The sequence below is a fragment of the Candidatus Aquicultor sp. genome, from assembly GCF_054640775.1.
This window is the reverse complement of the sequence record NZ_JBTSLF010000033.1, coordinates 1-19,615: the sequence shown is the minus strand read 5'-3', so window position 1 is coordinate 19,615 and position 19,615 is coordinate 1. Positions and strand designations below refer to the sequence as shown.

General features: G+C 47.4%; 19 protein-coding genes and 1 pseudogene. 10 read left to right on the top strand and 10 right to left on the bottom strand.

What is annotated here, in order from left to right:
• Together ACYC56_RS04605 and ACYC56_RS04600 are read right to left on the bottom strand one after the other, a co-directional pair.
• A partial coding sequence (locus tag ACYC56_RS04605; RefSeq protein ID WP_461373009.1) for a coiled-coil domain-containing protein occupies nt 1-643 on the bottom strand: 643 nt, incomplete at its 3' end.
• 232 nt (nt 644-875) lie between these two features.
• Nucleotides 876-1,352 carry a DNA polymerase ligase N-terminal domain-containing protein gene (locus tag ACYC56_RS04600; RefSeq protein WP_461373008.1) on the bottom strand — a complete coding sequence of 159 codons (477 nt, stop codon included), beginning with the start codon at nt 1,350-1,352 and terminating at the stop codon, nt 876-878.
• A gap of 135 nt (nt 1,353-1,487) precedes the next feature.
• Here ACYC56_RS04600 and ACYC56_RS04595 point away from each other — a divergent pair, with 135 nt between their 5' ends.
• From ACYC56_RS04595 to ACYC56_RS04585, 3 genes are all read left to right on the top strand, one after another.
• Nucleotides 1,488-2,447: an NAD(P)-dependent oxidoreductase gene (locus ACYC56_RS04595; RefSeq protein WP_461373007.1), complete on the top strand. Its 960-nt coding sequence runs from the start codon at nt 1,488-1,490 to the stop codon at nt 2,445-2,447.
• Nucleotides 2,448-2,477: 30 nt separating this feature from the next.
• Complete coding sequence (locus ACYC56_RS04590; RefSeq protein WP_461373006.1) at nt 2,478-2,966, top strand: peroxiredoxin family protein; 489 nt, start codon at nt 2,478-2,480, stop codon at nt 2,964-2,966.
• 124 nt (nt 2,967-3,090) lie between these two features.
• Nucleotides 3,091-4,161 (top strand): M42 family metallopeptidase, encoded by a 1,071-nt coding sequence (locus ACYC56_RS04585; RefSeq protein ID WP_461373005.1) that lies wholly within the window; start codon nt 3,091-3,093, stop codon nt 4,159-4,161.
• Between the two features lie 48 nt (nt 4,162-4,209).
• Here the strand turns inward: ACYC56_RS04585 and ACYC56_RS04580 are convergent, their stop codons facing one another.
• The 4 genes from ACYC56_RS04580 to ACYC56_RS04565 all read right to left on the bottom strand — a co-directional run bounded on the left by ACYC56_RS04580 (nt 4,210) and on the right by ACYC56_RS04565 (nt 7,847).
• A complete protein-coding gene (locus tag ACYC56_RS04580) occupies nt 4,210-4,596 on the bottom strand; it encodes a BlaI/MecI/CopY family transcriptional regulator (protein WP_461373004.1) in 387 nt (128 codons plus the stop codon).
• 237 nt (nt 4,597-4,833) lie between these two features.
• Nucleotides 4,834-6,198, bottom strand: a complete 1,365-nt coding sequence (locus tag ACYC56_RS04575) for a radical SAM protein (RefSeq protein ID WP_461373003.1) — start codon at nt 6,196-6,198, stop codon at nt 4,834-4,836.
• A 173-nt stretch (nt 6,199-6,371) separates the two neighbouring features.
• Entirely contained in the window at nt 6,372-7,421 is a 1,050-nt protein-coding gene (locus ACYC56_RS04570; protein ID WP_461373002.1) for a M56 family metallopeptidase, read from the bottom strand.
• Between the two features lie 18 nt (nt 7,422-7,439).
• Complete coding sequence (locus ACYC56_RS04565; protein WP_461373001.1) at nt 7,440-7,847, bottom strand: BlaI/MecI/CopY family transcriptional regulator; 408 nt, start codon at nt 7,845-7,847, stop codon at nt 7,440-7,442.
• Nucleotides 7,848-8,131: 284 nt separating this feature from the next.
• Between ACYC56_RS04565 and ACYC56_RS04560 the strand changes: the two genes are divergently transcribed.
• Together ACYC56_RS04560 and ACYC56_RS04555 are read left to right on the top strand one after the other, a co-directional pair.
• Nucleotides 8,132-8,686, top strand: coding sequence for a ferritin family protein (locus ACYC56_RS04560; RefSeq protein ID WP_461373000.1), 555 nt, complete (start codon nt 8,132-8,134; stop codon nt 8,684-8,686).
• A gap of 51 nt (nt 8,687-8,737) precedes the next feature.
• Nucleotides 8,738-8,938: a ferritin family protein gene (locus ACYC56_RS04555; protein ID WP_461372999.1), complete on the top strand. Its 201-nt coding sequence runs from the start codon at nt 8,738-8,740 to the stop codon at nt 8,936-8,938.
• On the opposite strand, the gene ACYC56_RS04550 is transcribed toward ACYC56_RS04555, so the two are convergent.
• The 4 genes from ACYC56_RS04550 to ACYC56_RS04535 all read right to left on the bottom strand — a co-directional run bounded on the left by ACYC56_RS04550 (nt 8,935) and on the right by ACYC56_RS04535 (nt 15,308).
• Nucleotides 8,935-10,254 (bottom strand): hypothetical protein, encoded by a 1,320-nt coding sequence (locus ACYC56_RS04550; protein WP_461372998.1) that lies wholly within the window; start codon nt 10,252-10,254, stop codon nt 8,935-8,937. The two genes, ACYC56_RS04555 and ACYC56_RS04550, sit on opposite strands and share 4 nt — an antisense overlap.
• A 27-nt stretch (nt 10,255-10,281) precedes the next feature.
• The gene (locus ACYC56_RS04545) at nt 10,282-11,610 is read right to left on the bottom strand and encodes a multiheme c-type cytochrome (protein ID WP_461372997.1); all 1,329 of its coding nucleotides are present in this window, start codon (nt 11,608-11,610) and stop codon (nt 10,282-10,284) included.
• Between the two features lie 159 nt (nt 11,611-11,769).
• Nucleotides 11,770-12,645, bottom strand: a complete 876-nt coding sequence (locus tag ACYC56_RS04540; RefSeq protein WP_461372996.1) for a GGDEF domain-containing protein — start codon at nt 12,643-12,645, stop codon at nt 11,770-11,772.
• A 29-nt stretch (nt 12,646-12,674) separates the two neighbouring features.
• Nucleotides 12,675-15,308 carry an HD domain-containing phosphohydrolase gene (locus ACYC56_RS04535; protein ID WP_461372995.1) on the bottom strand — a complete coding sequence of 878 codons (2,634 nt, stop codon included), beginning with the start codon at nt 15,306-15,308 and terminating at the stop codon, nt 12,675-12,677.
• A 202-nt stretch (nt 15,309-15,510) separates the two neighbouring features.
• Here ACYC56_RS04535 and ACYC56_RS04530 point away from each other — a divergent pair, with 202 nt between their 5' ends.
• From ACYC56_RS04530 to ACYC56_RS04510, 5 genes and pseudogenes are all read left to right on the top strand, one after another.
• Nucleotides 15,511-16,062 carry a DUF2680 domain-containing protein gene (locus ACYC56_RS04530; protein ID WP_461372994.1) on the top strand — a complete coding sequence of 184 codons (552 nt, stop codon included), beginning with the start codon at nt 15,511-15,513 and terminating at the stop codon, nt 16,060-16,062.
• A gap of 271 nt (nt 16,063-16,333) precedes the next feature.
• Nucleotides 16,334-17,044 carry a response regulator gene (locus tag ACYC56_RS04525; protein ID WP_461372993.1) on the top strand — a complete coding sequence of 237 codons (711 nt, stop codon included), beginning with the start codon at nt 16,334-16,336 and terminating at the stop codon, nt 17,042-17,044.
• A complete protein-coding gene (locus ACYC56_RS04520; RefSeq protein WP_461372992.1) occupies nt 17,037-18,224 on the top strand; it encodes a sensor histidine kinase in 1,188 nt (395 codons plus the stop codon). Before ACYC56_RS04525 ends, ACYC56_RS04520 begins: the two co-directional genes overlap by 8 nt.
• Before the next feature lie 59 nt (nt 18,225-18,283).
• Nucleotides 18,284-19,078, top strand: coding sequence for a hypothetical protein (locus ACYC56_RS04515; RefSeq protein WP_461372991.1), 795 nt, complete (start codon nt 18,284-18,286; stop codon nt 19,076-19,078).
• Nucleotides 19,079-19,134: 56 nt separating this feature from the next.
• A pseudogene (locus ACYC56_RS04510) lies at nt 19,135-19,615 on the top strand (hypothetical protein); the annotation flags it as partial.

Here is a 19,615-nt window from a genome sequence, read left to right as displayed (position 1 = left end):
TAACCTCGTTCTTAAAGAGACCCTGCTTTGCGACTAACCTGCGCTTGACCACCTTCAAGTGATTCTCTTCATCGACGAGCTGCAGACGCTGTCTGCCGATTACCTTTTTCTGAGCCGTGACCTCATCGAGTTGACGCACGATATCTTTTCTCGCGCGCTTCATATCGCTGACCATTTTACCGTCGTGCTCGGCAATAGTAGTAAGCAGTGAAGTACGCATCAGCAAATCTCCCAGGTCGCGAGAGTTTAGCAGTGCCTGAAGGATAGTCACCGGGCCGTTTTTGTAAATGCTGCTTAAGCGCATATCATACGTTTCGCGTTTGTAGGCAAGCTTCATCTCGGCCACCGAAAGAGCGGATTGGGTCGCCTTAAGTTGCTTCTGCGCCGCAAAGAGTCGCGCTTCGGCGAACTTTCTCTTGGAGGTACTCCGTCTGATATCCGCTTGCATATCCGCAATCTCTAGCTGCAACTTACCGACTTTTTTTAAGTTAAGGGCAATCTCCTGTTTGACATCAGCCTGTTTTTTTACAGCAGCATGCTGAAGCTTCTTGTTCGCCTCGATCTTGGCCTTAACTTTTCTAAGCTCTGCGCGTTTGTCACCCAACTGGGATGCGAGCGCCGTTGAAGCTAGAAGAGAGAGCACTAGTACGGCTACTATTAAAACTGTTGTACAATAACGTCTATTAAAAGTTACCATGCAGTTTCAAGATTTAACCATTAGGGGCTAGATAAGTCAACCGACTAGGCACATGGTATTAATTACCATATTCCCTGACCAGGCAGTATATTAAAAACTAATCGCTAACAGTCCATAGATGCTTACGATTGTTTTTAGTATCCGAGCGCCAGCCCGGCAAGCGGGGAAATAAGCGAAGTTATTTAAAAATAAGCCAGACGTTTCCTTTGCCAAACGTAGTATGTACCAGGTGAAACTCTCCCGAAAGCTGTTTCCCGTGGAGGGTGAGTTTAAGGCTTTTCGGCTTCTTTTCGACGATCTCAAACGTGCCCGAATCCCAAATCGAAACCGTCCCGGCCCCGTATTGCCCCTTGGGAATCGTGCCCTCGAAGTCAATATAGCTCACGGGATGATCCTCTACTTGCACCGCCAGCCGTTTTACCCCTTTTTCATCCGAAATCCCTTTAGGTATTGCCCAGCTTTTAAGTACGACAGGCCCAGACGGTTCGCCGGATGCAAAGAAGTCGGCGGGCAGTTCGAGGCGCAAGTCAAAGTGGTGGTGGCTGGCATAATGCTCCTGCACCACAAAGCGATGGTGTGAGGTCGCGCCCGGTTGCCCGGTAGGCTCCGGCGTCTCGCTAAACTCTCTTTTCTTCCGATATTCTTCCAATGTCATGCCCCCATTATACCCGTAACGGTTGCCCGTACTCTACCTAAAACATAAATCCATCCACACAAGGTTTCCCGATTTCGGTTCTCGGCAACATATAAGCATACGAAGCCGGTTTACGATTCTTGGGGGTTGGAGTTAATGCGGATTTTAGTAACCGGGGATGTGCTCGTCCCAAAAACGGTACACGAGTTTGAAGACCACAACATAGCCGTCATCAGAAAACCTGCCGATTTAAATGAAAAAGACCTTATAGAGGCAATAAAAGACGTGAATGGTTATATCCTCGGCGGTAGCGAGAAAGTAACCGGTTCTGTAATCGATGCGGCAAAGAAGCTAAAAGCGATAATATTCTGGGGAACGCAGCCCGACACCTTCTTTACCGAGGAGGCAATGAGCAAAATCAAAGCGCGCCGTATCACCCTCGAGACCACCGGCTCATCCGTTAACGCAGTTGCCGAGATGACCGTCTTCCTGCTTGGGTCCGCGTTGCGGGATATCCCGTACCTAGTCGAGAAGGTATATTCCGGCGTCTGGGAGCAGCGAAAGGGGACCGAGATCAAGGGAAAAACATTGGGAATCGTCGGTATGGGAAGAATCGGGCAAACCGTTGCGAAACGCCTCTCGGGTTTCGAGCTACAGGAAGTGCTCTACTATGACATCCGCCGAAACGAGAAGGCCGAACAAGAATTGGGCATACGATTTGTCGACCTTCCTGCACTTTTATCGCAAAGCGACGTTGTAAGCCTGCATTCACCCCTACTTCCGCAAACCAAAGGGATGATAGGTAAAGACCAGCTCGCGATGATGAAGCCGAACGCTGTCCTGGTAAACACCGCCAGACCCCTGCTCATCGACCCCGATGCCCTTTACGAAGCACTTACTAACGGAACCATAGCCAAAGCGGTGTTCGATGGCTATTACGTCGAAGGCGCAGATTTTTCACGCGAGGCCGCCGGTAAATTGATATCCCTGCCCATGACGAAGTTCTGGTTCACACCACACGTTGCGTTCGACACAAAAGAAAACGACATCGAACAGAGCGAAACAGCCTTTGAGCTTATGGTGCAGGTTTTAAGCGAACAATCATCCGCCGCATAACGAGACCATCGATCTAAAGGAGGTAAAAGGGTGGCGCAAATCAGAGAAAAATTGCCCATCGAAACCATCATTCCGTTCTTCAACCTTCCCTCAACACAAGGTAAAAACATAAAAACCTGGGATTACAAACAACGCAAACACCTGGTCATCTACTTTTTCACGGGCGCTGACTGCACTGAGTGCAGGCCAACCCTGCAAGCATTTGCTAACAACTATTACGAATACCGGCGCCTTACCGCAGAAGTGCTCGCAATAGCCACCGACAACTTAGATCGTTTAACCGGTTTATCGACTGAGCTGCAACTACCATTCCCACTCCTCGCAGACCCGACCGGGGAGGTGACAAACAAATACACCTTTACCGACCCAGACAAAAACCAGCCGCTCCCATCGATCTTCATAGCCGATAAATTCGGTTCGCTCGAGGAGGAATGGATTGTCGAGAACGAGAAAGATCTCCCCGGCCAGGAAGATATCCTCTCGCTTCTCCAGCTCTTCGAACTCAGATGTCCAGAGTGAGGCGTCTAGGAAGGGGGCAGTTGCCCTCCCTATACAAGCGTTACGCTTTAAACTATTCTAAGAATATTAAGAATAGTAATCACCGGGTAGCAACCCAGTAAATAAACCGCCAGGAGGAAAAATAATGTCCGATTCAATCCAACTTTTAGAAGAACTGGTAAACGCATCAGGGGTTTCCGGATTTGAAGGCGATGTAAGGCAATTGATACGGCATAACCTTGAATCGATCACCGAAATCGAAGTCGATAACCTTGGAAGTATCATCGCCCAGAAGAAAGGCACAAGCGATCAGCCGCGAATAATGATCGCCGGCCATATGGATGAAGTAGGCCTCATGGTCTCGCTTATCACCAAAGACGGATTTATAAAGTTCCAACCCCTTGGCGGCTGGTGGGATCAGGTCATGCTCGCCCATCGGGTTATCGTAAAAGGGACAAAAGGGGATATCCCAGGTATAATCGGCTCAAAGCCGCCCCATGTTCTCTCCCTCGAAGAACGAAAAAGGGTCGTCGAGATGAAGGACATGTTCATCGATATCGGCGCCTCAAGCGATGCGGATGTAAAAGACATGGGTATCAAGCCCGGCGACCCCATCATCCCCGAAAGCCCGTTCACCCGCATGAAGAAAGACAACATGCTTATGGGAAAAGCCCTGGATGATCGCGTCGGTTGCGCCGTTTTTATAGAAGTCATCAAGAGGCTAAAGGATATCGATCACCCCAATAGCGTCTTTGGCGTCGGCACTGTCCAGGAGGAAGTGGGATTACGCGGCGCTAAAAGCAGCGCTGCCCTGATAAACCCCGATGTCGCGATTGCAGCCGAGGTATCAATTGCAGGCGATACCCCAGGGGTAGGTGAGAACGAAGCCCAGGCTAAACTAGGGAAGGGACCTTCTATTGTAGTTCTTGATGGCACCTTGATCCCAAACACCAAATTACGTGATCTTGCTGTAGCAACCGCAGAAGAAAACAATATCCCGCACCAATTCCAGGCGGGAGTTAGAGGAGGTACGGATGCAGGGAGGATACATCTTCACGGCATAGGCGTACCGAGTCTCGTTATTGGCGTCCCAACCCGTTATATACACAGCCACATATCGGTCATGGATCACAACGATTTCGAAAACGCCGTAAACTTACTATTTGAAATTGTTAAAAAGCTCGACACGGACACCGTAAAGGGCCTTAAACCATAATTAGGAACGCTCAAGGAACGACCAATCGAATGCAAAAATGAATTCAGGCTACAGGTTATCTTTAAGCTTAAGGAGTTCTTCCAACTCAGCCTCGTCCTTAATCTTTAGTAGGTGTCGCAAGATAGGAGCCTTGGATCCCCCCAGGATTCTATCGACCACACCGTCTATGATCTGGTTGGCTACCTCGGTATTGCTTATAGCGGCGGAGTAGACGTACGCCTTACTTTCCTTGTTTTGCTTTAAAATCCCTTTTTGGGAGAGATTGTTCATCGCTGCCATAATGGTCGTATAAGGAACATAGCCATTCCTTAGAAGCTCCTCATGGACGTCTCTTACGGTTACTTTTTTGTCTCTCCAAATAACTTGCATGATTTCTACTTCGATCGGGCTTAAGCCGTTAACACTTGTCCTGCTTTTCTTCCCACTTTTCTTCAACTTAAAAACTCCCATCGCTGATGATGTTGGAACCGGCAAATGCGGCCCTGGTTCAATCAAGCTATATTAGGTAAACAGAAGCAAGCTTTTAGCTACATCAATGAGCCACTAAAAGCTTAATATTACCGGCGAGCATTGGCCACAACATTATACCACCTCGCAAGCACTAGGTAAATTAGCGCTATAAAAAAACGGGGGCTTTTGTGGCCCCCGTTTTTTCTTTGTCAAAAGCTTTAGTTATGCGCTTGCTAAATCAGCTAGCTCATCTTTTACATAATCAAGGTAAGCGAGTATCGTCTCACGAGCCCGGTTACACACCGGTTTGTTGATATCACCATTTACGACGAGGGCTGAGTACGCACACCCACCGCCGCATAGCAGGGCGATGTCGCATTCCCTGCACTCGTCTAAGGTGAGGACGTTTCGACCGTTCCACATCTTGATGGCTTCGTCATACAGCTTAAGGGCCGGCTTGAACTCACCGATAGCAAGCTCTTTAGAACCCATACACTCGGTGCATGCATAAATATAGCCATCTGAGCCAAAGACCAGGTTTTCCAAGTTATTAGCTTCACAGTAGTAAAGCATCGGTTGCATTGAAGTATTTCGCTTTAGCACAGACATAATGTGCCCTAGTGTTCGGAACATGTTAAGCCTCACTACGTTCTCGGAACCCCGTGTATCTTTAAGCATTCCGAGTATTTTTGCTATCAGCTTGTCCTCGGTTAACAAGTACTCATAGCGGCCGGTAAGCGCATGATCCTGTACGGGTGAGAGATTGCATGTGAAATATGGGTTGTCTACCCAGCCACGTTTAGCCATGAACTCGAGTAACTCCGGCAACGAATCGATGTTCTGAAGATCGGTGTTCACCCTTACTGTAACCATGATTTGTAAGGTAAGTAAGGTGTCTATCGAAGAGCAGACTTTATCGAACGTGCCGCGGTTATCAGCAAACTTCCGCCGTTGGTTATGTATGTTCGCCGGACCATCTAGGGTGATTTGAACCGCTCGTATGGCATCCTTATTCGAGTCCAGTTCTTCGATGAACTGGTCCAAATGAATGCCGTTTGTAGTGATGCTAACCGGGAGCGATCTGCGGCTGGCCTCTTTTAAAACCTTGCCAACAAATCCTTTTGCTCTTGGCAGAAGCGGCTCTCCGCCGAATAAATCCACGGAGGCTTTTCTGCCGCTGTAAGTCTGCCTCAATTGATCGATTGCGGCAAACACGTGCTCTACGTCTTTCTCCTCCAGGTTAGCATTATTCTGGTGTGTTAAATCACCCTCAAAGCAGTAAGTGCATCGCAAATTGCAGCTATAGGTCGGGCACACCACAAAACTGAGGCGCTTTGGTGCCTTAGCGAGCATATCGCCGATTAGCTTTAGCGACCTTTCTTCGGAACTTTTGTCTGCAAGATAACCCCGCTGCTGCAACCTCTTTAATGTTAGCTCGTCGATGTGAAGGTCTCCCGATGACGCATACTTTACCAGGGCATCGTAAACCTGTGGATTTACGATATCGATCGCTCCTGTTAACGTGTTAATCATCAGGATCAAGTCATCTGAGATTTTGTAAAACAGTATCCGCTTACTAACTTCCATTTTCTAGCCTCTCTTCTACGGCCACCAGCAGCTTAGATACCAACAGCAGCAACTATTGCTGTCGGATTCCTCTGTTACGTTCATTGCAGCCCAAAGCATGTCATCTTGGTTAAGGGATTTCATGCAGCTCACCTCCTCTTAAGCGTAGCTTATAAGAGCGAGATAATATTAGGTTATCGGAGGAAAAGCGTGTGTCCGTGATAGACGATCGTGAGACCAGGCTGGATATAAAGAAGCAATAGAAACAAGAGGACTTTTAACGAGGTTCTTACCTTAGAGGGTTTATTCTTTCCGATAGGTTCAGTGATAAATTTTACCCTTCTCTCAAGGGCAGATTCCTTGTATAAAAAGCTTTCCGTCGTAGCTGGATGAAGTCGTCGCTTTTGCAGTCCTGACTTCTTATGAAAAATCGCAATGTCCAACAGCGTATTTGCGATTATTTTAGGCGTTGCATTAGTGCTTTCGAGGGCTATTCTATCGCAAGTTTTTTCCTTTTCCTCTTCAAGCGTGCGATGACTAAGGCGAATCAACGGATTATAAAACATGAGATCCCTCAGTATGAGTGCAATCCAGCCGGTAAGATTGTCTCTTCTCTTTATGTGCGCCAGCTCGTGGGCTAGCATTATTTCAAGTTGCTCGTTAGGGAAGGAATGAACTAAGTCTCTCGATAATACTATTATCGGCCTTTTGTAACCTATGCTAAAGGGAACAAACTGGTAATTATTGGAAAATACCAGGTCAGGTGATTTGATATCAAAGCTCTTGGAAAGGTTGGTAAGCATGGTGTATAGCTGCGGATACTCTATCTCGCTAACTTGCTCGGCCTTCTTGAATTTGTTGAAGAATAAAAACAGCTGAAGCCATCTCAATACTAGCAGCAGTAAGATTACACAAATAGCCAATGCGGTTGTTAAAACGAAGATAGAGTGATCGTAAGTCGCTGTGCCAAACGAATCGATCGATGTCTTAATAATATCGAATGGGTCGGGCATTCGTATCGAAATCCAGACCGGCTGAGTCGCTTGGGCATGAATTTTTGTCGAACTGCTATCAATAAATACGATAAAAGCTTTGAGCAGTGGTAGAAAGAGGAACATAAACCGTGTTGCAGGGTTCTTAACCTTGAACACCTTGAAAATCAAGAGCACGAGAAGGAGTGATGCCGCGGCATCAAAGATCGATGGAATGATATGATTTAGCAGCAGTGATTCCCACAGGAGCACAGCATACCCCTTCGCATGTTATTTGCTATTTAGTTCTTTTTTCAGCTCAAGCAGTTTGTCAACGTCCTCTTCTTTCTTCAGCTTTAGAAGATGTGAGATGAGGGGTGTCGCTATGCCACCGAGTATTCTGTTGACGACGGTATCGACAATCAGCTTGGCCATTGTGTCTCTGCTCACGGCTGCTGAATAGACGTATGCCTTACCGTTTTTGTTTTGCTTTAGCAGGCCTTTTTGGGCCATGTTGTTCATAGCCGCCATTACAGTTGTGTAGGGGATATACCCTTCCTCAAGCATGGTCTCATGAACCTCGCGCACTGTAATTTTTTTATACTGCCAAACGATGTTCATGATATCGGCTTCGAGTGTGCTGAGCCCGTTGATGCCGAGCTTCTTCGAGCGTTTTCTGGTTCTTGGCTCTCTTTCCACTTTATTACTCCTCTCGATAACTTTAATTTGTTAAAGTTTATTTGTTAAGTGCTTACTAGTCAACATTTTCCCTCTCTTATGCTGCAAAAACAAGTGTTTGCAGGGCAATGTGGAAAAATATAACAACAACATACAGCTACATGATAGCATCTATGCGATGTATTGTTAAGAAAAACAGGTAAGTGTTATCTACACTTGCTTGCATGGGTGGCGAGAGTGAGGTTAATATATGGAGTAACCGCGTGATTGATAAATACATGACTAGATGAAAAAAGGAGACTGCTATGGAGATATTCAAGTGTCGTATCTGCGGTGATCCGTATGTTGGCGGTTCTAAGCCAAGCCACTGCCCGTTCTGCGGAGCCCCGAGTAAACATATAATTCTTGCGCGTGATTGGCAGGAGCCGGCGGCATTCGACCTGACCGAGGTCTCGAAAGCCGACCTTGACCACGCACTGATGCTAGAGAACAACAACGCGCTTTTTTACACATGCGCCTATGAGGTCAGCATGAATGTCGAGCTAAGCGCCATGTTTAAGGCCCTCGCAAAGGTCGAAGCGGAGCATGCCTCTATAATCAGGAAACTGCTGGGCTTGCCGAAGCCGATCGAAGAGGAAGATAACAGGGGGCGTTGCCAGGCTCTTGATCAGGGCAACATAAAGGAAGCGCATGATAGAGAAAAACGGGCGATAGATTTTTACTCGAGGGCGGCGGAGGTTGCGACCGAACCGAGGGTAAAAGAGGTTTTTACGGCGCTCGTTGAGATAGAAGAGACCCACATAGAACTTAACAACAAGTATCTGGAAACGTTCTCGGGCATGCAAAACCCTATTATCTAGTCATATACTTTTAAAGAGTTCTCTAGTGTAAAAGACTGCGAGGGGAAGATCATGGCCCTAGATATCAAAAAGCTTATTGAGGATGCGATACGGGAGGAAAAGGAAGCCCAAACGAACTATCAAAGGGCTGCAGATGAAGCTTCAGATCCTGAGACGAGAGCATTCTTTGAGCAGCTTGTTAGGGAAGAGATGTCACATGAAAAGCGGCTTAAAGACCGTCTTTTAGCCATAAAACTGATTCAGGGCAGCTAGCCCCTGATAGAGATGTTGGTAAAAAGTATCATGAGCACCAACGAGACGATAACGCCAAACCCTGCAATGAAAAGCCCGGGGTTTGGCTTTTTCTTTTGAAGCAGTTTTGCGGCGAAATGTGTGAGGGCAACTACCGAAACCGCGAATACGACATCGATCCCTAAACGAAGCAGCATCGGAATATGCTCGAACACCTCTTTGGATGCCAAAAGCTCCCACGCCTCAAGCGTATAAAACCACACTATAAATAACTCGATAAGTCCTGCTGCCGCTTGTACTGAAACGCCTTCCTGTTGCAGAAGGAAGCTCTCTCGGCTTCTTTCGAGATCTATTCGAGTTCTGACGACCTCAATTGTTGCCCGGGTGTCGTCGAGTGCGCGGTGAAGCAGATCATCATCGAACTCCAGGTCTTTTAAGAGGCTTGAGTGCTCACTGGTAAACGTATTTTTAAAATGCTCCAGGTCGGCAGCTTGAATAATGCGTTCCTTAAGGAGCGATTCCAGGGTGCTTAAATCTCTGGCGATCGTATCGTGGGCGTTCTTGATGATCTTAAGGCTTCCCACAAGCTCGCCATATATTACAGAGAGCCTCTCGACGTCTTTTTCCAAGAGGTCGATGTTGCCTTCTGACGAGGATTTTGCCGCTGTCCATTGGCTGAGGATATCGCTTAGCCTTTGGTCGGAATCGCTTTTCTTACTTTTCAAGAAGTGGCGCTGGTCTTTAAAGTATCCCGATTGTCTTGCAAGCTTGAAGATCAAGGCTTCTATCATAGGAATTCTCGAGGTCAGCAAATCGAACGTTTTGTGCTCGTCTTCCTCGTGTACCATGTAAAAGTGATGAAATTTGTCGTTTGAGCGAATAACCGAGATAGTGGCACCTTTAACAGCACCTTCATACATAATAGGTTTTGAAAAAGGTGCGCCTAACGACGAGCGTTCGGTATTCTGAATATCCCCGGTAATCACCGCGGCTGTGGTCTCTCCTATGAGGGCATCGATCTGATCCCGTAAATCCAGCCGAACTGTTTCAAGTTCGTCAAGCAGCTCGGTATGCGGTTTTGTAGTGGAAAGGTACATGAGTTGTATGGCCGTTATGTTTCTGCTAATCAAAAGCCCGATAGCAACCCGTTCATTTTTTACAACGAAAGGGAAGCTGTGCGCGAGTGCTCGTTCACCGATGATGATATCGCCGGTTTCTAATTCGCTCAAACCATATCTTCGGACCAGGCCATCCCATAGGGATTTTACAACCGAATGGTCCTCGGTAGGCAGGTACATATAATGAACCAATGCTATGTTTGAAATATCATTATTCATAGACCTATCCTTGTAGCGGACCTAATTCTACTTAACTGTAACCGATTCGCCGGTCATGTCAATTATAGGCAAATCCAGGTTATCTTCGCCTAATAGCTCGTTAACTAATGCTTGGGGTGCCGATCTGTATTTCAGAACGGCTTTGATTTCAAACGGCCCGAGCGCATCTGCGGGCACCTTGAAGCTGTAATTCTCAATGGTGGATTTTTTAGGAGGTATCCGATGATCGTAGAGGATTTCTTCGGCGGCCCATAGCTTATCGGTTGCCCCGCCGCTTGCATCGGCAAGAACGGTATTAAAGATAACCGCTCCCTTCATAATCGAACCATTTGTATCCAGGTCGCCAGATGAGAAAACTACAATGTCCTGCGAATCTTTAACGGTTATGAAGAGCCACATTTGTCTGGTCTGCGTCAAGCCCGTCGGCAGAAAATGACCCGCACCTATATTTGTGACCTTGACCTTTAAAGAGCTGCGCGATCCGGGGTGTATCGACCTAGGAGCAAAGACCTTGATCTTAGCGGCGGCCTTGAGCCTTTCTTCGGCGAGCTGGGCATGCTCGCTCGCCCCGAGGGCAGATGTAATAGCGACATTGCCTCCGGTAATGCTATGGGTGTATATGTGGGGCCTGTCGGGCCCCATCATCGAGGCTTTCCCTGGATTTAGCTTGGTAACGCCGGGTCCCGGTGTCATATGGCAATCCTGACACTGGACGCCCAGGGCCCTGTAAGGACTTTTCTTCCACTCCTCATACGTGTTTTCAATGACCAGGTTATTGTTCGGATGGTTTACGCTATGGCACATGCCGCAAAACTCGCCCTTAGTGTGCAGCTTAGAGTATCCCGTTTCGTGGAAGTCTGAATCCTTGAAGGGCCCCCGTTTTACTTCACCGGGATCGTTTATCATGGCAAAATCGCCTATCCCTTTTGAACGTGTGATTGTATGGCAGAAGTCACACTGTACCCCGTTTTTAGCGATCTCGCTAAGCTTAGAGCCGTCTGAGGGCGGTATCTCGCCCGACGTAAAACCTATCGGGTTATGGCAGGCGACGCAGAATGCCTCAATAGCGCTGTCGCCCCTAGTGTCTTTAACCGCTTGCTCGTACACTTTCTGAAAGAGAGGGTCCTTAAAGGAGTTATTATGCATGGAACCGCTCCATTGGCGATGAAGCTCTGAGTGACATGTCATACAGACATTACTTCCAATGAACTGGCTTGATTGAAGCTGGTTGAATGATTGTGATAGATTGCTATCGGTCGCAGCAGTAGTGTTCTTACCGCACGATGTCACGCTTAAAGTTAGTATTATGAGGAGCGATACCGCTATCACCGCGTTTTTTATGGATTTTCCAGCCACACGTTCTCCTTGCAACCGGGTTCTTTCAAACCGAACTCTGTTTCTATGGACGAACCGGACATGTAGATGCCCTAACCTATTACGCTGTTCTAAGTATCGCATAGCTTTTTAGCAGGTACAATTGGTGATAGCAGAAAAGTGGAGAGGTGAGGGGGGTGTCTATCCCAGCTGACGGACGCCTGATTCGCCTGAAGGCTCGGGGCGAAAGAGCTTGATTCTATTTCCGCCCTCTGTTTTGGCCTCGTACATGGCCTTATCAGCGATTTTCAAGAGGGTTTTGGCATCGAGTTGTTCGCAGCCGCACGGGACAAGGCCGACGCTTATCGAAATCTCCTTCTTGTTGAGCGCCGCCATAATGCGTTTCGCGACCATGACGGCCTCGTCTTTTTCTGTATTAGGTAGAATAACGGTGAACTCGTCGCCACCGTACCTGAATCCGGAATCGACTTTATTTCTAATGCTGTCACGTACGATGCTACCCGTCATGTGAAGGACCCTATCGCCTTCGAGATGACCTTTGATGTCGTTATAATTTTTGAACTTATCGATATCGAATAGAAGCAAGAAGAGTGAACCGTTCTGTCTGATTGCCCTTGTTATCTCTTCGTCAAGTTTTCTAAAGAAGAACCCCTGGTTATAAAGGCCGGTTAGACTATCTGTTATAGAGAGTTCCTCAAGCCTTTTGGTGCGCTTCTTAACTTCTTGCTCAAGACATTCCGCATAACTTTGCGTCTCTTTCTGTAAGTTTATTATCTCAGAGAATGCATTATAGCTGAGTACTGTGACTAGCAGAACGAAGATCGACCCAAAGAACAGGACAAGGCTGACAACGAGGCGTTCGTTCGATATATTTATGTTGGCAAAGAGGGAATACCCATAAAAGATATAGCCGGCGATAAAGAACAGGATAAGCGATGTAAGACCCTTCCAGTAATTACTATAGTAAGTTTCCGGAATCAGGGCAATACATTTCCTGCACCTTAGGGATGCGTATATCATTATTATTATACTGATAATGACGATTACTTTAAGCAACTCTTCTTTACCTCTTTTTACGTGTTATCCTAAGCCGGTATCTCGTCTGCCTCTTCATCGACGTCTACAGGAGGTTTTGCTTCTTGCTTCGAGACGAGACCGCCTAGTTCTCCTTTATCTAAGAGATCTACGAAAACCTCGACTATTTTTGGGTCAAACTGTGTTCCAGCATTCTTGAGAAGCTCGGTGCGCGCGGTCTCTATCGATGCGGCTTCTCGGTAAGGTCTGCTCGATGTCATGGCATCAAATGTATCGACAACTGCAAGGATTCGGGCTTCTAGCGGAATATCTTCTCCCTGCAGGCCCATTAAGTATCCGGTCCCATCGTATTTTTCGTGGTGGTAAAGGATAATATCCGCTATTTCTTTTAGCGTTGGAACATGTTCTAAAATCTGGAATGCGATATGGGGATGCTGCTTTATGTGCTCGTATTCTTCGTTGTTTAACCGCGCGGGTTTGTTTAATATCTCTTCTTTTATGCCTATCTTGCCAATATCATGTAGAAGGGATGCCGTTTTTAAGGTTTTGAGCTGTTCTTTCTCCATACCCATCTCTTGGGCGATCGCCACGGCATAATCTGCAACGTTCTCAGAGTGGCCTTTTGTATAGCTGTCCTTCGCTTCGATAGCCTGAACGAAAGCTTTGACCGTATCGATATAGATGTCCTCAAGCTGGTTGAAGAGATCTGTGTTATGCATCTCGGTGGCTGCCTGGCTGGCTATAGTTGAAAGCAGCTGCATATCGTTATAGGTGAATGGTTTACTTGAGAACGAGAGTAAACCAATAACCCCGTAGAGCTGCCCGTTGTATTGGAACGGTGTGAATACTGCGGAACGCACCTTGTCTAATTTGAAATCATGTTTTGCGTAGCGCTCATCTATGAGAAGCGGCTCCCTTGTTTTTGCAACCCATCCGGCCGGGCCTTCTCCAATACTTTTGCCTATAATCGCCTTGGTCCGTCTATCGACATTCTTGGCTGCAGTAATTCTTAGTTTCTCTGTCTTTCTATTGAATAACAGCGCTATTCCCGCCTCTGCGTGTGATATCTCCATGGAGTATTTAAGTGCGTGTTTTGAGATATCTTCTAGTTTTGTTAGTGAACTCAGGGTTTTGCCTGCCTGGTAGAGCGTACTGAACTCTGTAGCCGACCGCTTTATCTGCTTAAATAGCGTGGCATTCTCTATACCGATAGCAATCTGGTTGCAGAGGCTTCCGATCAGTTCAATCTCTTTTTTATTAAAGACCTGCTTGGCTTTATAGCCAAAAACGATCGTTCCTAGCACCCTGTTTTTCGTTATTAGCGGGAAACTGATTTGTGAGGTGCAATCAGGGACTACGTTTCGGAAGCTAATAATATGCGGATCTATTGTTAAATCCGGCCTGGCGGCAGGCCTGAGCGTCAGTAATGCTTGTCCACATGTTGAGTCATGTGTTGAAAACTCTTTACTTGCAACGATTTCCTTGTCTAAGCCGGCGGTAGCTTTAACCTTCATCTTTAAATTATGGAAAACTCTGCAGTGTACACAGCCCGTTATTTTGTCCGAAAATGTTACTTGCGATAGATTCTCGCAGTGGGTACGGTTTAACGTCCAACACTCTAAATTCGTGGATTTATATGCAGGACATTCTGTTTTGTTGCACCCCTCAACTTCCCAGCAATGAGAGAGGCTATCTTCGTCGATCAGCGTGATGGCTGTATAATCGGCACCAAACACGGATGATAAGGTGACTGCCGTATGCTCAAGTGTATCATCCAAGCTCAGCGTCGAGTTGAGCGCCTCGGCGATTTCGAGATAAGCTTTTATCTCCTGCATCCTTTGTTTTGTTTCTTTATTGGCAATCTCAAGCATGCCTCTTTGCTCGCCTACTTCCTGTGCGAGCAATGCATTCAGCTTTTTCATTTGTCGCTCGGAGGACTGTATGGTAGCTGCCATCTGATTAAACGAATCGGCAAGCGATGAGAAGTCGCTCGGCAATCCTGTCTCGATTCGTTTGCTGCGGTTGCCGTTAGCAAATTCGCGAGTGGCTCTGCTTAGTTCTTTGATTGGATGCGCTATGTCTCTTGCCAGCAGATGGCTTATGCCTATACCGAGGATAATGGTTATAATACACGCTAGCATCATGAAGAGCTTATAAAAAGCGTAAGCTGCATGGCTGTCTTTGTAAATTTCTGCCGTTTCTTCCTCAGTCATCTTGGCGGAATCAGCCAGCCGATTTGAGATTGTGTGTATAAGGGATTTAATTGTGCTCCGCTTTATATGAACGACCTGTTTATTATACTTTGCAGCATTTGTCTTAAGGTCTTGAGCGAGCATTTTTAGCTTTTCCAGGTCGTTACTTGTAGCCTTGAAGCCCTTTAGGCATGCGGTGCAGTCGGTTCTTCTTGCTAATCGCTTCGCATCATCGTTGAGAGCGGGAAGCCGTGCCAGGAATTCTTCGATATAGGAGGAGTCATTAGTTAGAAAGTAGCGATTTAACGTGCCATTGAGCGCCTGGAATTCGGCGCGCTCATTTTGAACAGCGTTTATTAACGCAATAGAGCTGGTCAGTCGTTCTGTTTTTCGCTCGTATTTATTAAGGCTGAGAACGCCGATGACGCCCATGATTGCTATAAGGGCAGAGAGGATGAGACCGGTTATTAAGATTCGTTTTCGTACTGACATCCAGTATTCCTTAGATTATTGTAATCTAGCACGTAAAACCCACATAGCTTTGTATCGGCAAATGTATTTTGGGGTTTACATGATTTCTTGCGTATGGTAGTCAAGAATTCGCAACATCTCCATTTCTTCTTCATAGTTTCTTCACATCTGAGCGGTAAATTTAGGGTTATCAGACGTTGATTGATTGAAGGGAGGTGTGAAGATGTCTATCGGAAAGAAACTTTTGGTCGGCGTGCTTTTAGTGGTGCTCGCTGTGGGTGCCGTCGGCAGTATTTCTTTTGCTGCTAGCAAGAGCGATACGGGTACTGCGACAGCCGGTTTTGTAAATGGTTGCCGCGGCTTTTTTGGAGATGCTGTCGATAGTCTGGCCAAGCTTCTAAACTTGAATCCGGATCAAATTATCGAGAAGCGCAATTCCGGGGAAAGCCTCGCTGATATTGCTAAAGGTCAGGGAGTATCTCAGGACAAAGTGGTATCGACGATAATGAAGGACAGGAAGAAGTTCCTGGACGACCGCGTTAAGGCAGGTCAAATCACGAAAGAGCAGGAGAAACTCATGCTCGATAGGATGGAATCCAGGCTTAACGAGCGCGTCACAGACCCGGCTGTAGGCCCCGGTGCCGGAGGCGGTATGGGTGGCCCAGGTGGTTGTTGTGGCGGCCCCGGTGCTCGTGGGGGAGCTGGCTTGGGCGTAAATAGTGGTTATAGAAACGCACCCTCGTCTGCGGTCAATGCACCCGTTAACAACATATAGATTCTTGGAAGATTCCAGAATTCTATAGAATGACCATAACTGAAGCAAGACTGTAGCGCTGCACTACGAGTAGCGCTACAGTCTTTTGCTGAGGTTGGTTCCGACAGTATATCTATTGGTTATTATGGTCAACGGAAACCATCAAGAATATACTGAGAGGGGTCGACACACTCTATACTATATGTGTCTGAGCTATGCCGTAACGGTCGGCTTGGCATGAGGCGTACTAGAGACAATGTGTGGCGAGACGTACAATAGGATGGACGATAAAATGAGTAGCATAAGCAAGAAGACCATACTGGTCGTGGACGATGAGAAGCAAATAGTCGAGGTGTTATCCGCGTACCTTGAAAAAGAGGGATACCGTGTGATAACGGCATTCGATGGGCGTACTGCTCTTGATACCGCCCTTAGTGAGAGCCCTGATTTAATTCTGCTGGATCTAATGCTTCCCGAGCTTAACGGGTTTGAGGTATGCAGGTTAATCCGAAATACCTCATCGATACCGATTATTATGCTCACGGCCCGCGACGATGAAACCGATAAGATTTTATGCCTTGAGGTTGGGGCGGATGATTATATAACTAAACCGTTCAGCCCGCGAGAGGTTTTAGCGAGGGTACGGGCGGTTCTGAGACGCTCGACGAGTGAGGCGCAGAACCAGGAGCAAGAGCATATAAAGACCGGCATACTCGAGATCGACCTGGCGAAGCATGAGGTCACTAAAGCGGGCTTGGCGATTCAACTGACACCCACCGAGTTTAAGATACTGGAGGCCATGGCTAAGAGCCCCGGTAGGGTCTTCACGAGGCTTCAGCTGATCGATTACGTCCAGGGATATTCGTTTGAGGGATATGAGCGTACGGTCGATGCTCATATAAAGAACCTGAGGCAGAAAATAGAAGACAATCCGAAAAACCCGACGTATATCGCGACGGTCTTTGGGGTGGGATACAGGATGGAGGAAAGGAACAATGCGTAGCATAGCGGCTCGACTGACATTGACCTTCACAGTCATCGCGCTGATTTCAATAACGGTGGTATCGCTTATTATTAACTGGGCGATCGGTAGGCAGTTCAACTATTACCTAGAGCACGGCCCGTTTGCTAATACAGTGCCGCAGAATCCTATGATGCACCAAAGAATAATGCATATGATCGGGCCCGTTGAACAAGGCTACCTCCAATCCGTCAACAAGTGGATTTGGGTCGCAGGTGTGATAAGCGCTTTAGTTGCCGGTTTAATGGGACTACTTTTCGCGAAGAGAATAACTGCTCCGTTGAACGAGTTGGCCACGGCCGCAAAGAAGATATCGCACGGTGATTTGGCGCATAGGGTAGAGGTAAGCTCGGAGGATGAGATTGGTGAGCTTGCAAAATCGTTCAATTCCATGGCTAAGAGCATCGATAAAAACAATCAGCTGAGACGGCGGTTGCTGGGCGATATCGTTCATGAGATAAAGACACCGCTTACGGTTGTGAGGGGAAATATCGAGGCCATGCTTGATGGCGTAATCGAGCCGACCCCGAAGAAATTGGCGGCTATTCATACGGAAACGCTGCTCCTATCAAGGTTGCTCGATGACTTGCGAGACCTGTCGCTTGCGGAGGAGAAGCAGCTGAAACTTCAGACGCAGCAGGAAAACGTCGGCCACATAATCCGTCAGGTCGTTGAGATGTTCAAGCCGCGTGTTAAAGAAGAGTCCAAGCACCTCGAGTTTGAGCTTTCTGAGGATCTGCCGCCGGTATCGGTCGATCGAGATCGTATCAGCCAGGTGCTCTATAATCTGATCGGAAATGCTCTTCAATACACTCAAGAAGGCGACACCGTAAAGATCGGCACGCATCTCGATAGGTCGATTGCAGGTGGGGCGGATAATCCGGTTGTTTTGGTATCGGTTGAGGATACCGGTGCGGGAATTTCCGAGGAAGACCTGCCCTACGTGTTCGATCACTTCTACAGGGTCGATGAATCGCGCGCTCGTGTTAGCGGCGGATCGGGAATTGGGCTAGCAATAGTTAAACACCTGGTTGAAGCGCATGGTGGTCGGGTCTGGGCGCGGAGTGAACTCGGTGCCGGCAGTTCATTCTTCTTTACGCTTCCGCCGGCTTTACCCGACGAGAAGGGTAAAAGTGCTTCAGAAGCGCGGGAGGCTGTATAATACAGAGGTTATTGATAGGCTAGATATAGACTAGCTAATATACCAAGGGACCGGTTGATATGGCAGCTACTATGCGAGGGGTAAACAATAACCGAGGCTTGCGATTAGTCTCCGGTTTTTTATTTACCGTGTTTCTTATCGTCGCGCTGTTCTCGTATCACGTATATCTTTTAACGTCATACGACATGATCGAGAAAGTGGGGATGGCCACATCCAGGGAGATGGTGGACGTACAGTCCCTCTCCCAAATTTACTATCCTGATCTGATAAAGCAGGCCGAAAAGAACCCCGATGCCGATTTGATTCTGCCGGGATTAGATGTGAACCTTGGCATAAAAGCGCGGGATATCAAAAATATTCCCGATGACCGGATTGGTGAGGTCATCTCGCGTGCGATTATCAAGCGCATCTATTACGAGGGGTTTTCCAGCGTATATAAGCCGGCGACCCTTAGCGGAAACGATCAGGATGGTATGAATAATTTAACCGGTCTGGCCGATTCGTTCGTAAACAAGGATTTTAACCAGCGGATGCTTCTTGTGTTCTATATTTCGAGCGCGCTCGTGGCTCTTCTTGCTCTCCCATTTTTCATCTTCAGTGTTGGCTTTAAGAAGCTAACAGGGTTCGGCGTGAGTCTTATTGTCGCAGGGGCGCCGGGATTACTTTTTGCGTTTATTCGTTCGAGCCTTGAGGGTATGATTCGAGCCGATGGGCTTGGCTCGGGCCTGGTGCAACAGACGCTCTTGCCATTTATTGGGAGCGTCCAATCTACTTACCTATCGGTATTACTGCTTGGCATAGGCTTGTTTTTAGTCGGCATCTCAGGTATTTTCATTAGCAGGGGGAAAGCTTAATCGCAGCAAATCGACATTACTATTGTACCTGATAAGCAGCAATAACCGGTGTAACTATGGGCAACCTCACCAAGAAAGTCAAAAAGAAAAAAAGCAGAAAGACCAAGGCAAAGATCGCTTCGCTGGTTACCATCTCCATTGCCATGGGCTTCTTAAACACTGTGGCAGCTTTTTACCTGCGCCAGGTGTATAACGCAAAAACCCTTCTGCCCCCCACCGGCGTCTCAAGACGAGACGTTATTTTCAACGTTGGCGATGTGACGGTCCTGAATAACGCCGTGACGCTGAAGATACTCGTCGATTCGAGCCTGCTGGTCGCTGAGGAGATCCGGCAAGTGGCGACGGTCGCCCTTCTGGTTGCGTTTGTCTATTTGCTTGGCAAAGACATGCTGGATAGGGTAGGGTTGTTCATATTTATCGGTGGCCTATCGAGTTTGCTATATTACCTTTTTCTATTCGGTTTCACCCACTGGCCAAGCTCCTTGCTTTCAAAGGACATTATTGCCTTGGTCCCAAACCCCATCATCGTTCCTACCT